Origin of the sequence: Flavobacterium sp. MDT1-60, from assembly GCF_014844035.1 — a bacterium.
In the GTDB taxonomy this organism is placed as follows: Bacteria; Bacteroidota; Bacteroidia; order Flavobacteriales; family Flavobacteriaceae; genus Flavobacterium.
Map to the genome: position 1 here is coordinate 1,869,945 of NZ_CP062159.1, position 14,840 is coordinate 1,884,784.

Here is a 14,840-nt window from a genome sequence, read left to right on the forward strand (position 1 = left end):
CCACTCTTTTTTTTATCTTTTCAAACTAAAATGTCCTCTAAATTCTGTTCCGTTTAATAGGGTAACTATAAACCAATAATCTGACGCAGGTTGTTGTTGCTTCAGATAATTTCCGTCCCAAGTATCATCTTCATATAATTCCTTGATTAATTTTCCGTAACGATCAAATATTTTTATTTTGGTTCTAGGTGCCAAATAAGCAAAATCAATTGTCCAGGTATCATTGTAACCGTCATTGTTTGGCGTGAAGAATTTTGGATAAGGAAGTTCATCAATAAATTTGATACAGTTGGCATTCGTTGCTTCAAGAATTTGAATGGTTATAGGAATTCTGTCACTTTCACAATTATTGATGGTTTGTGAGGCATAATACGTAATTCCGTTTTGAAGGATAGTTGATTCTGATAAATTAATAGTCGAAGAAATACTTTCGAACCATTTAATATTTTGCCCTGTAATATCAATGTCATTTATTGAAGCCTTTTTTTGAATGCAGAATTTTTGTGGCGAATCAGCAATAGGAATTTGGGTATCCTGGATTTTTACCGTAACAGCAAGTCTTTGGCCTTCGCAATTGTTTAATGTCTGTGTTGCGTAATAGATTCCATTTTGCAATAAAGTTGTTTGTGGCAAAATATTTCCATTCGTTGCAGAATTATACCACTTGATATTTGTTCCACTAATGCCAATAGAGGCAAGTGTTGCGTTTTCATCAATACAAAATTGTTTAGAATTAGTCCCTGTTAGCAATGGGGTATCGTATACGCGAACCAAAACTGGTGTTCTGTCGCTTTCACATCCTGTAGTTTGCGAAACATAATAAATCATATTATTTTCAAGCAAAGTGGTATTAGGCAAAGTACCCGCTGCAATATTTGAACTGTACCATTTTAGATTCTGTCCAGAAACCTGAATACTATTTAGTGTTGCATTTTCATTTTTACAATAAGCACGACTATTAATTTCGAGCGGTGCATTTGGAGTATTCCCAACTGATACAGTAACTGCTAATCTTTGACTTTCACAACTGCTTATGGTTTGTGAAGCATAATAAGTCTTTCCATTCTGGAGATTGGTAGTTTCTGCCAACAAAGAACCATTGTTTAAGGCATCATACCATTTTATTAAACTTCCTGTAATATCAAGATTTGCAATTGTTGGATTTTGACCTGAACAAAAAGGCTGATTTGCATTTCCTGTTGGAGGAGGTGTACTTTCAATATTTATTGTCACAGGAGTTCTTTCGCTTTCGCAACCATTGATGGTTTGCGAAGCATAATATGTGGTGCCGTTTTGAAGTAAAAAAGTATTTGGCAAAAGATTTCCAGCTGTTGAAGCATCATACCATTTTATGCTTTGTCCGGTAACTTGAACGGTATTCAATGTTGCATTTTGTTGAATACAGAAAGTTTTTGGTGAAGTTATAACTGGAGGAAGAACTTCTTTTACCTTTATTAAAACTGGATATCGGTTGCTTTCACATCCGTTTATGGTCTGCGAAATGTAATAGGTGGTTTGGTCTTGAAGTGAAGTATTTGATAATAAAAGATCTCCTCCGGTACTGTTATTATACCACTTGATATTTTGTCCAGATACTATGGCATCAGCTATTTTTGGATTGTCGATTTTACAGAAATTAAGATTTAAGATTGTAGGTGTTGCAGGTGACTGGTTAATATGAACCTTTACTGCTAATCTTTGAATGCTTTCCGGGCAATCTCCAGTCTTTTGCGAAGCGTAATAAATTTTACCATCTATTAAACTAGTTGTTTTGGGCAACTCAGTTGTTGATGTTTCTGATTCATACCATTTTATGGAAGTTGAATTAGGTGCCAGATTGTTGATTTTGGCATTTTGATTGGAACAAAAGTATTGGTCCGATTCACCGCTTGGTTTCTCAGAATTACATAATCCCAGTTTTAAAATAAAACCATCATATGTAATAATATTTTGGTTGTGAAGAGAATTAAATGATTCAACATTCGAAGAAGGGTTTAAGTCACAGTCCCAAGCAAAATTACCTACAAAATATTGCGATTTTTTAGTAATTACAATATCATTAAACCTTAAATAATAACAACTGTTACTGGTTGGCGGGGGTGACAGTTTTTTCTTCACCTAATTTAAAGGCACTTTCAAAATTTCTATTTAAATCAAATTTGATTAAGATGCCTTCATTGTAATAATCATTTTGAGTTTTCAATATGTAACTGTTTGAGGAAGGATCTGCATCTATATTGCCAAGAAAGGATCCTGTAAAAAAAACATTATTGTCAAGATCATTTTTAATGCTGTTTATAAAAATATTTCCATCATATTCTTTGACATCTTTATAGTTACCGTCTTTGTCTAACCATAAAAAATATTTACGAGAAGTAACAGGAACTACATTCGAAGAAGGATCAACATCAATATCATTAACATAGTAACTTGCAATACCACTAATAATAATATTTCCTTCTAAATCACTAGAAAAGTTTTCGGCACCTTGATTTGCCAGTTCTTTTTTCCATATAATTGAGCCATCAGTACTTTTTAGATCGTAAATTTCACAATTGGGAGCTTCATTATTGTAAACAAGTTGAATATTTTGATCCTTTGCAACTAAGGCTTTTAAAAAACCAACATGCGAGTACGTTTTTCTCCATTGTAAATCCCCATTAGAAGTGATCTTTAAAAGATATTGACTAAAATTTGAACTATTTAAATCGAATTCTGGATTAGAAGGATGCAACCTTACATTTCCTCTAAATATTCCTGAAATATAGATATTGTTTTGATTGTCGAGGTCAAATGAAGACGCATATAACCTGCCAGCAGCCCAGTTGTCTGAATTTTTAAGTTTTATTCTAGATATTTCATTTCCATCAGGAGAAAACTTTACAATAGTAACAGTAGGTTCTACAACACCGTCTTTAGTCATTTCGTTCAATACTAAAAGAACGTATATAGTATTATCTGTTCCAATTTTAATATCAACTGCTTTATCTTCATCTGATTTATAAAGACCAAATGTTTTTCCCCACAGAAAATTTCCATCCTTATCTAATTTTGATAAGTAAACTTCTCCGAAATTAAAATGATTAAAAGCGGTGTTATCAACTAGCTTTTCTCCGTTTGACGTTGGATCTAAATCAAAAACTAAAGAAGAGGTAAATCCTATTACATAACTATTTTCCTCACTATCGACTTCTATTTTTGTTGATGAGTCACTTTCTGTATTTCCAAATTGTCTAGCCCATTGAAAATCTTGCGCATTGGAACTATTAAAAAAGAATAAAGAAAAAAATAGAAAAATAAAAAGTAATTTGTATTTCATAGGTTTGTTTTGGATGGCAACAAATGTAATTAAATATCTACAAGATAAAACTAAAATCAACAATCGAATCTTTTCCTAAAAAGTCTCCAAATATCCCTTATTTTTGCAAAAACATTTCCTTTGAAAACTAAACTCTTCATTATAACGCCTCCTTTTACACAGCTGAATACGCCTTATCCGGCAACAGCTTATATAAAAGGATTTCTAAACACTAAAAATGTCGAATCGGTTCAGGCGGATTTAGGTATTGATGTTATTTTGGAATTGTTTTCGAAGAAAGGATTAATTGATTTGTTTCAAGTTTCAAGCTCAAAGTTTCAAGTTTTGGGTTTCGAAATTTCCGATAATTCAAAACGTATTTTTGCTTTACAGGACGAATACATCAAAACTATTGATGCTGTAATTCAGTTTTTACAAGGGAAAAATCCAACTTTGGCCTTGCAGATTTGTCAGGAAGATTTCCTGCCGGAGGCTTCTCGTTTTGCTCAGTTAGAAGAACTTGATTGGGCTTTTGGAACCATGGGAACTCAGGATAAAGCCAAGCATTTGGCAACTTTATATCTTGAAGATATTTCGGATTTTATAGTAGAATGTGTTGATGAAAATTTTGGCTTTAGCCGATATGCAGAGCGTTTGGGACGAAGTGCCAATTCTTTTGATGAATTGTATGAAGCTTTACAACAAAAGCCAACTTATATTGATTCGATTTTAATTTCACTTTTGGCAGCTAAAATTGAAGGTGCAAAACCAACTTTGTTTTTAATTTCTGTTCCCTTTCCTGGGAATTTATACAGTGCATTCCGATGTGCTCAATGGGTAAAACAAAATCATCCTGAAATTAAGATTTCAATGGGCGGAGGTTTCCCTAATACCGAATTGCGTTCGCTTTCTGATAAACGTGTTTTTGAATTCTTCGATTTTATTACTTTGGATGATGGTGAAGTTCCGATAGAAGAACTTATAAATGCTGTCACTTCGAGCGAAGTCGAGAAGCATTATAAAAGAACATTCTTACTTGAAAGTGGAGAAGTGGTCTATAAAAATAATTCTCTAAAACACGACTACAAACAAGCTCAGGTGGGAACTCCCGATTATTCTGATTTACCTTTGGATAAATACATTTCGGTTATCGAAATTGTGAATCCGATGCACAGAATGTGGAGCGACGGCCGTTGGAATAAATTGACAATGGCGCACGGCTGTTATTGGGGAAAGTGTACTTTCTGCGATATTTCATTAGATTATATAAAGGTTTATGAACCTGTAGCCGCCAATTTGCTATGCGACAGAATGGAAGAAATGATGCTGCAAACGGGGCAGAATGGTTTTCATTTTGTGGATGAAGCGGCACCGCCAGCGTTGATGCGTGCATTAGCATTAGAAATTTTACGCCGAAAATTAGCGGTAACCTGGTGGACGAACATTCGATTTGAAAAAAGCTTTTCTAAAGATTTATGTTTGCTTTTAAAAGCTTCCGGATGTATTGCCGTTTCAGGAGGTTTAGAAGTGGCTTCAGATCGATTATTGAAACTTATAGACAAAGGCGTTACCGTTGAACAAGTAGCAAAAGTAACCCGCAATTTTACCGAAGCCGGAATTATGGTCCATGCGTATTTAATGTACGGATACCCAACACAGACCATTCAGGAAACGATTGACAGTCTCGAAATGGTACGTCAATTGTTTGAGGCCGGAATTCTGCAGTCTGGTTTTTGGCATCAATTTGCGATGACGGCACATAGTCCGGTTGGTTTGTATCCGGAGAAATTTGGTGTGATAAAAGCAACAGAAATCATCGGAACTTTTGCAAACAACGATATCGATTATACAGATTCTACCGGAATCAATCACGATAAATTCAGCTTTGGACTAAAGAAATCACTTTTTAATTTCATGCACGGAATTTGTTTCGATTACGAATTGCAAGATTGGTTTGATTTTAAAATTCCGAAAACTAAAATAGATCCTGATTTTATTTTTAATGCACTGGAAGAAGGAAATGATTTCAATACAAAACCAAATGCAAAAGTGGTTTGGCTTGGCGGAAAACCTTCTGTAGAACATTTCACAAAATCAAAAAAAGGAAATTCCTGGGAAATGATGAGTTTTACTTTTCACGATAAAAAGGAAAGTTTCACTATTCAGACCAATAAAAATGAAGGAGAGTGGTTAGTCGAAATTTTGAGTAAAATCTCGATTTCAAATACTAAGAATTATACTTTTCAGGAAGTAAAAGCAGATTTCGAAACGCAATTGGAGGATTTTGAATTGTTTTGGTATTCTAAGCCGGTTAATACTTTGAGAGAGTTTGGGTTGTTGGTTTTGTAGATTTATTTAGGATTTTTCTTATTTTTACATAAGAATAAAATCTTAATAATATTATGCTATTTCAAGAAGGCTATCACACCTATTATATCTACATCTTAACCAATAAGCCTAGAAGTGTTTTCTATACAGGAGTTACTAATAATTTAAAAAAGAGATTAAATCAGCATCAAGAACACATTTTCCTGAAGAATAAGACATTTGCCTCAAAGTATAATGTTCAATTCTTATTATACTATGAAAAATTTACCTGGATTCATGAGGCAATTGCTCGAGAGAAGGAAATTAAAGGTTGGAGAAGAGAGAAAAAGATAGAACTGATAAAATCGATGAATCCTGACTTTGAATTTTTGAATTACTTGTTTGAATAGGATTGCGGAGCTACTTGCGGGGATTCCTCGTTCCTCGGAATGACATACTTTTTGGTTACTATTTGAATAATTAATTATTAATGAAGGATTTTCCGTCCGATTTGTCATTCCGAGGAACGAGGAATCTCCGCAAGTAGCTCGACAAGATTTTCAAAATTATAAGTGTAAAAAAAAATCAATACTCCACAAAAGTCCCATCAGCAGGAACAGCCGTTTTAGACAAAAGACCATTTTCTGATAAAGCATTTTTCAATTGCTCTCTAGTCGTTGGGCAATGATTTAAAGCTTCTAAATGATTCGCGAAAACTTTTCCCGGAGCCAGTGCCGTAAACTTCAAAATATCATTCATTCGCATTAATAAGGGTTGGCCAATATCTAATCTAGCAGTTCCGCAAGCTACAGTTGCAATGTCGGGTTTAAATTCAACCAAAACTTTTTGTACGTGTTCTGTGAAAACGGTATCTGAACTTACATAAATAGATTTTTCATTGGCTAATTCAATAAAAAAGCCCGTTACATTTCCCATCAATTTAGCGATAAATCCGTAACCGTGAATGGCTGGAATTCCTGTAATCTTCCCATCCAGAAAGGGTTGAGGTTTCCAATAATTTAAAGTTTGAGTGATATTTAAACCTCTTTTGATTAATTCTTTTTCAATTTGGACATTGCAGATTACGGGAATGCTTTTGCGTCTCAAAAAAACTTCGCCAGCTTTGTCGATATGGTCCGGATGTAAATGTGTAATGAGGCAATGTGTCACTTTGCTTAAAATTTCCCGACTGTTTTTAGGCAAAGAAACCATTGGATTTCTATGAGGATTATATCGAAAGATGGTAAAGGGTGGAATTGTTTTTCTTTTTCCTAACATCGGGTCAACTAAAATCACATGTTGCTCCGTTTCAATAACTAAAGTAGCGTTACGTAAATGATGTAATTTCATATCATGTAAAATTAGAACTTAAAAATACGAAGATTTTTCAAATTTAATTTACAGATTTTTCTTTATTTTTAACAGAATTGTTATTATTTAAAAGTCAATTTTTCTAACCATTTAATGGTGCTATACAATTGAAAATCTAAACCCAATTCCATGGAGATTTTCTATCGAAATTCCGCTCTCATTTGCTAAAATTTTACGCAAACGCGAAATAAAAACGTCCAGACTTCTTCCCATAAAATAATCATCGGTTCCCCAAAGGGAGGTCAAAATTTGCTCTCTTTTTAAAACCGAGTTTTTATTATCCAAAAATAATCTAAGCAATTCCGCTTCGCGCTGTGTGAGCGTGATTTTTTCGCTTTCATTAAAAAGGATAAAATTGTTGGTGTCAAACTGATACTTTCCAATTTCATAAACTGATTTTTCAGTCGGAATACTTTTCTGTGAACGCTTCAAAAAAATCTCAATTTTCAAAAGTAATTCTTCAATACTAAAAGGTTTCACCAGATAATCATCGGCTCCCAAACGCAATCCTTTAATACGGTCTTCTTTTAAAGTTTTGGCCGAAAGGAAAATAATCGGAATATCCGTATTGGCTTTTCTGATTTCTGTTGCCAATTCAAAACCGTCCATTTTAGGCATCATAATGTCGAATATGCAAATGTCAAACTTTTCTTTTTTAAAGGTTTCCAAACCCAGTTTTCCATCCGGGCAATGAATAACTTCATAGTTATTTTGTTCCAAATTGTCTTTGGTTAAAAACGCTAAGGTTTCATCATCTTCGGTATAAAGTATTCTGAATTGTTTCATTTTTTATAGGGAATTGACAAAGTTATAGTGATGCCTTTTTCGGAGTTGTTCTCGGCTTTTATTTTCCAGCTCTGAAGATTGCAAATTTCTTTGACGTAATATAATCCAAGTCCAAAACCATTTACTTCATTGCTTTTTTCGTTTTGAGCGCGATAAAACTTATCAAAGATAAGCGAAATGTTTTTAGGAGAAATTCCAATTCCGTTATCGATAAAATCGAGTTTTAAAATTTGATTTTCTAAGGCAATTCGAATTGTAATATCAGGTTTTTCAGTGCAATATTTTACGGCATTGTCAAGAAGATTATAAACTAAATTACTGAAGTGAAAAACATCTGTTTGAATATAATATTCTTCTGAAGCACTATCTATTTTAATTGTAGCTTCAGGATATTTCATCTGAATATTTTCAATCGTTTCCTCAATAATAGGAACAATTAACAGCGTTTCTTTTTTTAGTTCCAAAGGCGAATAATCTGCTTTCGAAATATTTAGAATCTGTTCAATATGATTGTTGAGTTTATTGCTTTGATTGATGATAATATCTGTATAAGTATGCAGTTTTTTATCTTCCTTAATTGGGTTTTGTTCAATCAAATATTTCGATGCAATTAAAATAGATGATAAAGGCGTTTTGAATTCATGCGTCATATTATTGATAAAATCCCTTTGTAACTCAGAATATTTTTTTTGCTGTAAAAGCGTAAAAATCGAATAGACATAAATTAGTAAAATCAGAATCAGTGCAATCGAAAGGATAAACCAAAAACGCATAGAACTAAATAAGTAAGTCGTTTCATTAGGAAAACGAACTGCAAAATAATAAACCAGATCTTTATGTTTTGGGAAAGAAACTGCTTTCTTTTCTTTTCCTTTTTCAGATGATGAAATGTACTTTCCATACACCATTTCGTCACTCTGGCAATTGTACACCGCATATTCAAAATCGGTTGTAATATGCATTTTCTTGAATTCTGACCTTAAATAAAATTCCAAAATATCAGGTTCAAAAGCATTCTCGATGTTTACGATATAATAATCGTTGGAAATTTTTCTAACAGGATTTTGACATGATGGCTCATGATCTTTTCCATCGTATAATTTTCGGGCTACTTCAAGCAAAGCAATATTGGCCTTTTGACTCAATTTTTTTTGTTCGAGAGTAAAAGCCTCTTTGGTCCAAAGCAATTGTGCCACCAGTATGCTAATGATGGCGATCAATCCTAAAAGGATAATACTATTGAGTTTGTTTATTTTCAAGAAAGAGTATTTTTCAGAATGTAATATTACTGAAAATTATAGTTAAAAACAGCGATTAACAAGTCGTTAACAAAGATTTGAAACCGCTTAACAGCGATTTGATTTTGTCTGAAGTACTTTTGAAATAGAAATTCCGAACTATAAACCATTAAATATAATAACTATGAAAATTATCAAAATCTCTATGTTAGCTTTGGCTTTGGGCCTAATGTCTTTCTCAGCAATTGTGCCGGTAAAAGTAATTGCTTCTAAAATTGAAACAACAGCTTCAACAATAACATGGAAAGCCGAAACAATTGATGTAGGACAAATTCCACAAGGAACGCCAAAAGCAATTGTATATGAATTTAAAAACACAGGAAAAACAGCAGTTGTAATTACAAATGTGCAAGGATCTTGCGGTTGTACAGCGACAGATTATACTAAAGAGCCAATTTTGCCGGGAAAAACTGCTAAAGTAACTGCAACATATAATGCGGCGAACAAAGGTGCTTTTACAAAAACGGTAACAGTTACAACAAGTGCCGAAACGACTCCAAAAATTCTTACCCTCAAAGGAACGGTAATCTAAATAAAGGTTGGTTATAAAGTGAAAACTCCAAATATGTAGTGTATTTGGAGTTTTTTTTGTCTTTTTTGAAGTCAAATTGAAATGAAATTTTGCTATGTAAAGTGAATATTATTTTTCTCGGAAAGGGTTTGTTTTCATCAAATCTTTTCTATTTTTATTAAAAATATTATTATGAAAATTTTCTATTCGCCTGTCGTTGTTGTTATTCTATTTTTTGTTTTTTCATGTAATTCGAAATCAGAAAAAAAAGAGGAAGATTTGAAAAAAAACTCAGAAAAAGTGGTGCCGGAATTAAAACTTCATATTGACAGCATTTCTGTTTCTAAATTTTATGAAGCTTATCCAAAGTTGATTAAATTCCAAGATGAGGTTTTGGCTTTATACAAGGAAAAAAAATCGACTCAATTATGGCTGGATAATAAAGGAGTTGTTGAATTTGGAAATACTTTATTCAATAAATACAAAGGATTAGAAGCAGAAGGTTTGAGTGCCAATTTTCCTTACAACGATAAGATCAATGCTGTTTTTGATAATATTGCCGAAAACAAATTGTCAAAGATTAATACCGATTTGATGATTTCAAACCTGTATTTCTATTATGTACAAAAAATTTCTGGTGCCGATGAAAAAACAATAACAAAATTAGAATGGCTTTTGCCGAGAAAAAAACTCGATTATAAAGTCTTTTCAGATTCCATTTATGAGAAGGCGACAATCAGCGATGACAAGAAGAGCAAAATGTTCAGTCAATATTATAAGCTTCGTGATGCACTTCATCAATATAGAGAAATAGAAAAAAAAGGAGGTTGGAAAACAGTTGAGGTTGGCGATGATTTTAAGAATTTTAAAATTGGAGATTCAGTTGACGCAATTGGTAAAATTAGAGAAAGACTTTATATTACCGGTGATCTTAAAGAGAACAGCAAAAGTAATGTATGTGATACGACCTTGATTAAAGCCATTAAAAACTACGAAATACATCACGGATTAACACCAAAAAATATAATATTAAAAGAACATATTGACGAGCTAAATATTCCAGTTTCAGACCGAATAAAAACGATTATTGCCAATATGGAACGTTGCAGATGGATCGATCCTGAACTGGAAAAAGGAAAAGAATACATCGAAGTAAATATTCCTGAGTTTAGATTGTATTTGATTCGCGACCATGAAATTGCTTTTGTTTCTCCGGTTGTAGTTGGAAAAGCAATGACAAAAACCGTTATTTTCAGCGGAATGATGAATAATATTGTTTTTAGCCCGTATTGGAATGTTCCCACAAGTATTATCAATAAAGAGATCAAACCCGGAATGGCCAAAAACAAGAATTATTTGGCACAGAAAAATCTGGAATGGAATAATGGCGCAGTGCGTCAGTTGCCGGGAAAAAACAATTCTCTTGGTTTGGTGAAGTTTTTATTTCCGAATTCAAATAACATCTATTTACACGATACACCAGCAAAAAGTTTGTTCGAAAGAGAAAACAGAGCTTTTAGTCACGGATGCGTACGTGTTGGAAAACCTAGAGAATTAGCCATTGAACTCTTAAAACAAGATCCTAGATGGACACCGGAACGAATCGATAAAGCCATGCACGCGGGCAAAGAAAACTGGGTCAGTTTAAAAAAGAAAATTCCTGTGTATATCGGCTACTTTACCGCTTGGGTAGATCGTAAAGGTGAATTGAATTTCTATAAAGACGTTTATCAAAGAGATGAAAGTCTGATCAAATTATTGACAGAGGAATAAATGTTAAAAAGGTTTGCCACAAATTTCACAAATTTCCACTAATTATTTTTTCAATCTTTAAACATAAAGGATTGCTAAAACTCTGATAATAAACGACTAAAAATTAATTGATAATACAGTAATTTTCACGCAGATTTGGCAGATTAGAGCAGATTTAATTAGATTTTTTTAAGCTCACCGCAATAAATAATCTGCGCATATCTGCCTAAATCTTTTTAAATCTGCGTAAAAAATAATTAGTGAAAATTTGTGTTTAAATACTTATTTCGACAATACATTAATACACTTATAAAAACGATTCGTATAATGTTCTGTATCAAGAGAAGTAATCGTTACGCTGTTTACTTTTCCGGATGAAGCATGAATAAATTTAGATTGCATTCCGTTGGCTTCGCAGATAATTCCGAGATGGCCAATCATTGTTTTGTCTTTGTATCCGTAAAAAACTAAAATATCACCCACTTTAAAATCTTCAGGTTTTAACGCCGTACCTAAATTTTTGTAACTGCCGGAACTTCTTGGTAAGTCAACATCAAAATGGTGGAAGATATAACTGATAAATCCAGAACAGTCAAATCCTGTTTTAGGATCATTTCCCGCATATAAATACGGTGTTCCCAAATATTGTTTAGCATAGCTAATAATTGAATCCCGCTCAATATCAGTTTCCTTTTTTTGGAGTTGAATTGTTTCTGTTTTAGGTTCTTCTTTTGATGTAAAGCAAGAACATACGATGAAAGTTGAGAATATAGAGATATAAAAGAATGATTTCATTTTTTAAGATGTTGTTTTTATAAAGATAGCTTGTTTTTAAATAGCAAAGAAACGCTTTAAAAAGGCTTTGTAAGAATAAAGAATAGAATTTACGGTTTTGATGTATTTATGTGGTGTTTTTTTATTGCATTTTGACGTTTTAGTATCTTTCTGTCTTCTTCATTTCAAATATATTTGTGAATACTATTTCTATTTAACAAATAAATTATGTTTATCAGAAAATTACCGTTTTTAATTTTGTTTTTGCTGATTTCGACTGTTTCTATTTCACAAAACACAAACACTTTTTTATATGCAGGCCGAATTGAGAAGCTTCAAAATGATGCTGTTGTTTTAGTTGGAACAGCGTCGTCTGTATCGTTTAATTTCACAGGAAATGAGTGTTCAATTAAATTGCAAAGTGTCGATTCTTATGAACACCATAATTATGTCTCTTTAGTTTTAGATGGAAAATATATTGGAAAAATTAGAATAGAAAAAGGCAATATGCAATCTTTCCCAATAAAAATAACTTCAAATAAAAAAGAGCACCGTCTCGAAATTTATAAAAATACCGAAGCACATTCTGGCGGAATTTTATTTGCCGGAACCACAGCAAAACTGACTTCAATTTCATCCAAAAAGAAAAAGAAAATCGAATTTATAGGAGATTCTATAACCTGTGCTGCAGCAAGCGATTCGGTTGATTGTGATAAAGGAGAATATATGGATCATCATAATGGTTATTATGCGTATGGACCAGTACTTTCGAGAAAGATTGGTGTTGATTATTTGGTGAGTTCTGTTTCCGGAATTGGAATGTATCGCAATTGGAATGATGAGAATAAGGACGAAGCAATTATGCCGGATGTTTATCAAAATTTGTATTTAACTAAGGACAATTCAAAACCTAAATATGATTTTGCTTTTCAGCCGAATATCATCAGTATTGCTTTAGGAACTAATGATTTTTCAGGTGGAGACGGCAAAAAAGAACGTCTGCCTTTTAATGCCGAAAAGTACGTTTCGAATTATATCAATTTTATAAAGATGCTTTATGTTCATAATCCGAAAGCGCAAATTGTAATCACAAATAGTCCAATGGTTAATGGAGAAAGAGCAATTGTTTTTGAAGATTGTCTGAACAAAGTTAAAGAAGCTTTTGCAACAGATAAAACTCATAAAGAAATCCAGATTTTCAAATTCAAACCAATGACACCAAAGGGATGTTTGGGACATCCGGATGTTGCGGATCAAAAAGTAATGGCTGATCAATATGCACCGTTTTTAAAAAAGCTGTTTAAATGAAAAATAATATATTTAAGTTTGTTTTCTTTCTGATGATTTCCACTACTATGATGGCAAACGTTTCCCTTCCGAATATTTTTGGCGACAATATGGTTTTACAGCGTAATTCTGAAGTGAAAATTTGGGGTTGGGCAAATCCAAAGGAAGAAATCAAATTAGTTTCAGGCTGGAATAATCAGGAATATAAAGTAGTTGCAAACAATCAGGCGCAATGGGAACTTCATATAAAAACTCCAGAAGCGGGTGGCCCTTACACTATTTCTATAAAAGGCTACAATGAAGTTATTCTGAAGAACATTCTAATTGGAGAAGTTTGGGTTTGCGCCGGACAATCTAATATGGAAATGTCAGCCAGTTGGGGAATTGACAACGGCGAAGAAGAAATGAAAAATGCCACAAATCCTAACATTCGTTTCTTTACTGTTCCGAAATTAACAGCCACTACACCTCAAAACAATCTTTTAGGAAACTGGACAGAATCAACTCCGGAAACCATGAAATACTTCAGTGCAATTGGCTACTTCTTTGCCAAACGCTTACGCGAAGATTTAAAAAATGTACCAATCGGATTGATTTCTTCTAATTGGGGCGGAACTCCGGCTGAAATCTGGATGCCTGAAGAAGTGGTTCAGAATGATCCTCTTTTACTGGAAAACGCCAAAAAACTTAACGAACAAGAATACGGGCCAAGACAACCCGGACGTGCTTACAATGCTATGATTTATCCTTTTGTTGGATTTAAAATTGCGGGAACGCTTTGGTATCAGGGCGAATCAAATGTGGGTTCTTTGGTTTACGACAAAACATTATCGGCTTTAATCTCTTCCTGGAGAAAAGCCTGGCAGGACGAATTCCCTTTTTATTTCGTCCAAATCGCGCCATATAAAACCGGTAGCAACAACTTCTCAAATGTTACGGTTAGAAACTCTCAAAGAAAAGTTCTGAGTGAAGTCCCGAAAACTGGAATGGTCTTAACTTCTGATATCTCAGATACGATTGATATTCATCCAAAGAATAAAAAATCAGTTGGAATTCGTTTGGCAAATCTGGCTTTAGCAGAAACGTATCCCGAAGCCTCGGGACTAAATTCTAATTTGGTAAACGGACCGCTTTTTAAAGACATTAAAATTGAAAAAAACAAAGTAGCAGTTTCATTTAATTATGCTGACGGATTGTATTTTAAAAATAAAACTTCAAATCAATTTGAGTTGGCTGGAGCCGATGGGAATTTTTATCCTGCGGAAGCTTCCATAAAAAATAGCGAAGTGATGTTGACAAGCAAGAAAGTTCCAAATCCAACGAAAGTGAGATTCGCCTGGGGAAATACAATACAGCCTGATTTGTTTAATAAGGCTAATTTGCCGGCTTCTTGTTTTATTACGGACTGAGAGGATTTTAGAGAATAGAACATAGAATATAGAGGAAAGAGTCAAGA

General features: G+C 33.3%; 12 protein-coding genes. 6 read left to right on the forward strand and 6 right to left on the reverse strand.

From position 1 onward, the window contains the following. Nucleotides 1-12: 12 nt before the first annotated feature. Nucleotides 13-2,118 (reverse strand): T9SS type B sorting domain-containing protein, encoded by a 2,106-nt coding sequence (locus IHE43_RS08100; RefSeq protein ID WP_192187452.1) that lies wholly within the window; start codon nt 2,116-2,118, stop codon nt 13-15. Beyond that, a complete protein-coding gene (locus IHE43_RS08105) occupies nt 2,084-3,319 on the reverse strand; it encodes an SBBP repeat-containing protein (protein WP_192187453.1) in 1,236 nt (411 codons plus the stop codon). The genes IHE43_RS08100 and IHE43_RS08105 overlap by 35 nt, the downstream gene beginning before the upstream one ends. Nucleotides 3,320-3,439: 120 nt before the next feature. Here IHE43_RS08105 and IHE43_RS08110 point away from each other — a divergent pair, with 120 nt between their 5' ends. Beyond that, a complete protein-coding gene (locus IHE43_RS08110) occupies nt 3,440-5,647 on the forward strand; it encodes a radical SAM protein (RefSeq protein ID WP_192187454.1) in 2,208 nt (735 codons plus the stop codon). A 53-nt stretch (nt 5,648-5,700) separates the two neighbouring features. Next, complete coding sequence (locus tag IHE43_RS08115) at nt 5,701-6,015, forward strand: GIY-YIG nuclease family protein (RefSeq protein ID WP_192187455.1); 315 nt, start codon at nt 5,701-5,703, stop codon at nt 6,013-6,015. A 175-nt stretch (nt 6,016-6,190) separates the two neighbouring features. Here IHE43_RS08115 and IHE43_RS08120 read toward each other — a convergent pair whose 3' ends face one another. From IHE43_RS08120 to IHE43_RS08130, 3 genes are all read right to left on the reverse strand, one after another. Further along, nucleotides 6,191-6,955 carry an MBL fold metallo-hydrolase gene (locus IHE43_RS08120; protein ID WP_192187456.1) on the reverse strand — a complete coding sequence of 255 codons (765 nt, stop codon included), beginning with the start codon at nt 6,953-6,955 and terminating at the stop codon, nt 6,191-6,193. Nucleotides 6,956-7,075: 120 nt separating this feature from the next. Further along, the gene (locus tag IHE43_RS08125; RefSeq protein ID WP_192187457.1) at nt 7,076-7,762 is read right to left on the reverse strand and encodes a response regulator transcription factor; all 687 of its coding nucleotides are present in this window, start codon (nt 7,760-7,762) and stop codon (nt 7,076-7,078) included. Next, complete coding sequence (locus IHE43_RS08130) at nt 7,759-9,021, reverse strand: sensor histidine kinase KdpD (protein ID WP_192187458.1); 1,263 nt, start codon at nt 9,019-9,021, stop codon at nt 7,759-7,761. The genes IHE43_RS08125 and IHE43_RS08130 overlap by 4 nt, the downstream gene beginning before the upstream one ends. 163 nt (nt 9,022-9,184) lie before the next feature. Between IHE43_RS08130 and IHE43_RS08135 the strand changes: the two genes are divergently transcribed. Together IHE43_RS08135 and IHE43_RS08140 are read left to right on the forward strand one after the other, a co-directional pair. Further along, nucleotides 9,185-9,592, forward strand: coding sequence for a DUF1573 domain-containing protein (locus IHE43_RS08135; RefSeq protein WP_192187459.1), 408 nt, complete (start codon nt 9,185-9,187; stop codon nt 9,590-9,592). A gap of 171 nt (nt 9,593-9,763) precedes the next feature. Then, entirely contained in the window at nt 9,764-11,344 is a 1,581-nt protein-coding gene (locus IHE43_RS08140; protein WP_192187460.1) for a murein L,D-transpeptidase, read from the forward strand. A 261-nt stretch (nt 11,345-11,605) separates the two neighbouring features. On the opposite strand, the gene IHE43_RS08145 is transcribed toward IHE43_RS08140, so the two are convergent. Then, nucleotides 11,606-12,118 (reverse strand): C40 family peptidase, encoded by a 513-nt coding sequence (locus tag IHE43_RS08145; protein WP_192187461.1) that lies wholly within the window; start codon nt 12,116-12,118, stop codon nt 11,606-11,608. A 207-nt stretch (nt 12,119-12,325) separates the two neighbouring features. Here IHE43_RS08145 and IHE43_RS08150 point away from each other — a divergent pair, with 207 nt between their 5' ends. Both IHE43_RS08150 and IHE43_RS08155 read left to right on the forward strand, forming a co-directional pair. Continuing rightward, nucleotides 12,326-13,405, forward strand: a complete 1,080-nt coding sequence (locus IHE43_RS08150) for an SGNH/GDSL hydrolase family protein (protein ID WP_192187462.1) — start codon at nt 12,326-12,328, stop codon at nt 13,403-13,405. Beyond that, nucleotides 13,402-14,793: a sialate O-acetylesterase gene (locus IHE43_RS08155; RefSeq protein WP_192187463.1), complete on the forward strand. Its 1,392-nt coding sequence runs from the start codon at nt 13,402-13,404 to the stop codon at nt 14,791-14,793. Before IHE43_RS08150 ends, IHE43_RS08155 begins: the two co-directional genes overlap by 4 nt. Nucleotides 14,794-14,840: the final 47 nt, after the last annotated feature.

Excerpts from the sequence above, each read along its gene's own strand:
- IHE43_RS08105 (WP_192187453.1), bottom strand. The coding sequence starts at position 3,319 with ATGAAATACAAATTACTTTTTATTTTTCTATTTTTTTCTTTATTCTTT.
- IHE43_RS08115 (WP_192187455.1), top strand. The coding sequence starts at position 5,701 with ATGCTATTTCAAGAAGGCTATCACACCTATTATATCTACATCTTAACC.
- IHE43_RS08120 (WP_192187456.1), bottom strand. The coding sequence starts at position 6,955 with ATGAAATTACATCATTTACGTAACGCTACTTTAGTTATTGAAACGGAG.
- IHE43_RS08125 (WP_192187457.1), bottom strand. The coding sequence starts at position 7,762 with ATGAAACAATTCAGAATACTTTATACCGAAGATGATGAAACCTTAGCG.
- IHE43_RS08135 (WP_192187459.1), top strand. The coding sequence starts at position 9,185 with ATGAAAATTATCAAAATCTCTATGTTAGCTTTGGCTTTGGGCCTAATG.
- IHE43_RS08140 (WP_192187460.1), top strand. The coding sequence starts at position 9,764 with ATGAAAATTTTCTATTCGCCTGTCGTTGTTGTTATTCTATTTTTTGTT.
- IHE43_RS08145 (WP_192187461.1), bottom strand. The coding sequence starts at position 12,118 with ATGAAATCATTCTTTTATATCTCTATATTCTCAACTTTCATCGTATGT.
- IHE43_RS08150 (WP_192187462.1), top strand. The coding sequence starts at position 12,326 with ATGTTTATCAGAAAATTACCGTTTTTAATTTTGTTTTTGCTGATTTCG.
- IHE43_RS08155 (WP_192187463.1), top strand. The coding sequence starts at position 13,402 with ATGAAAAATAATATATTTAAGTTTGTTTTCTTTCTGATGATTTCCACT.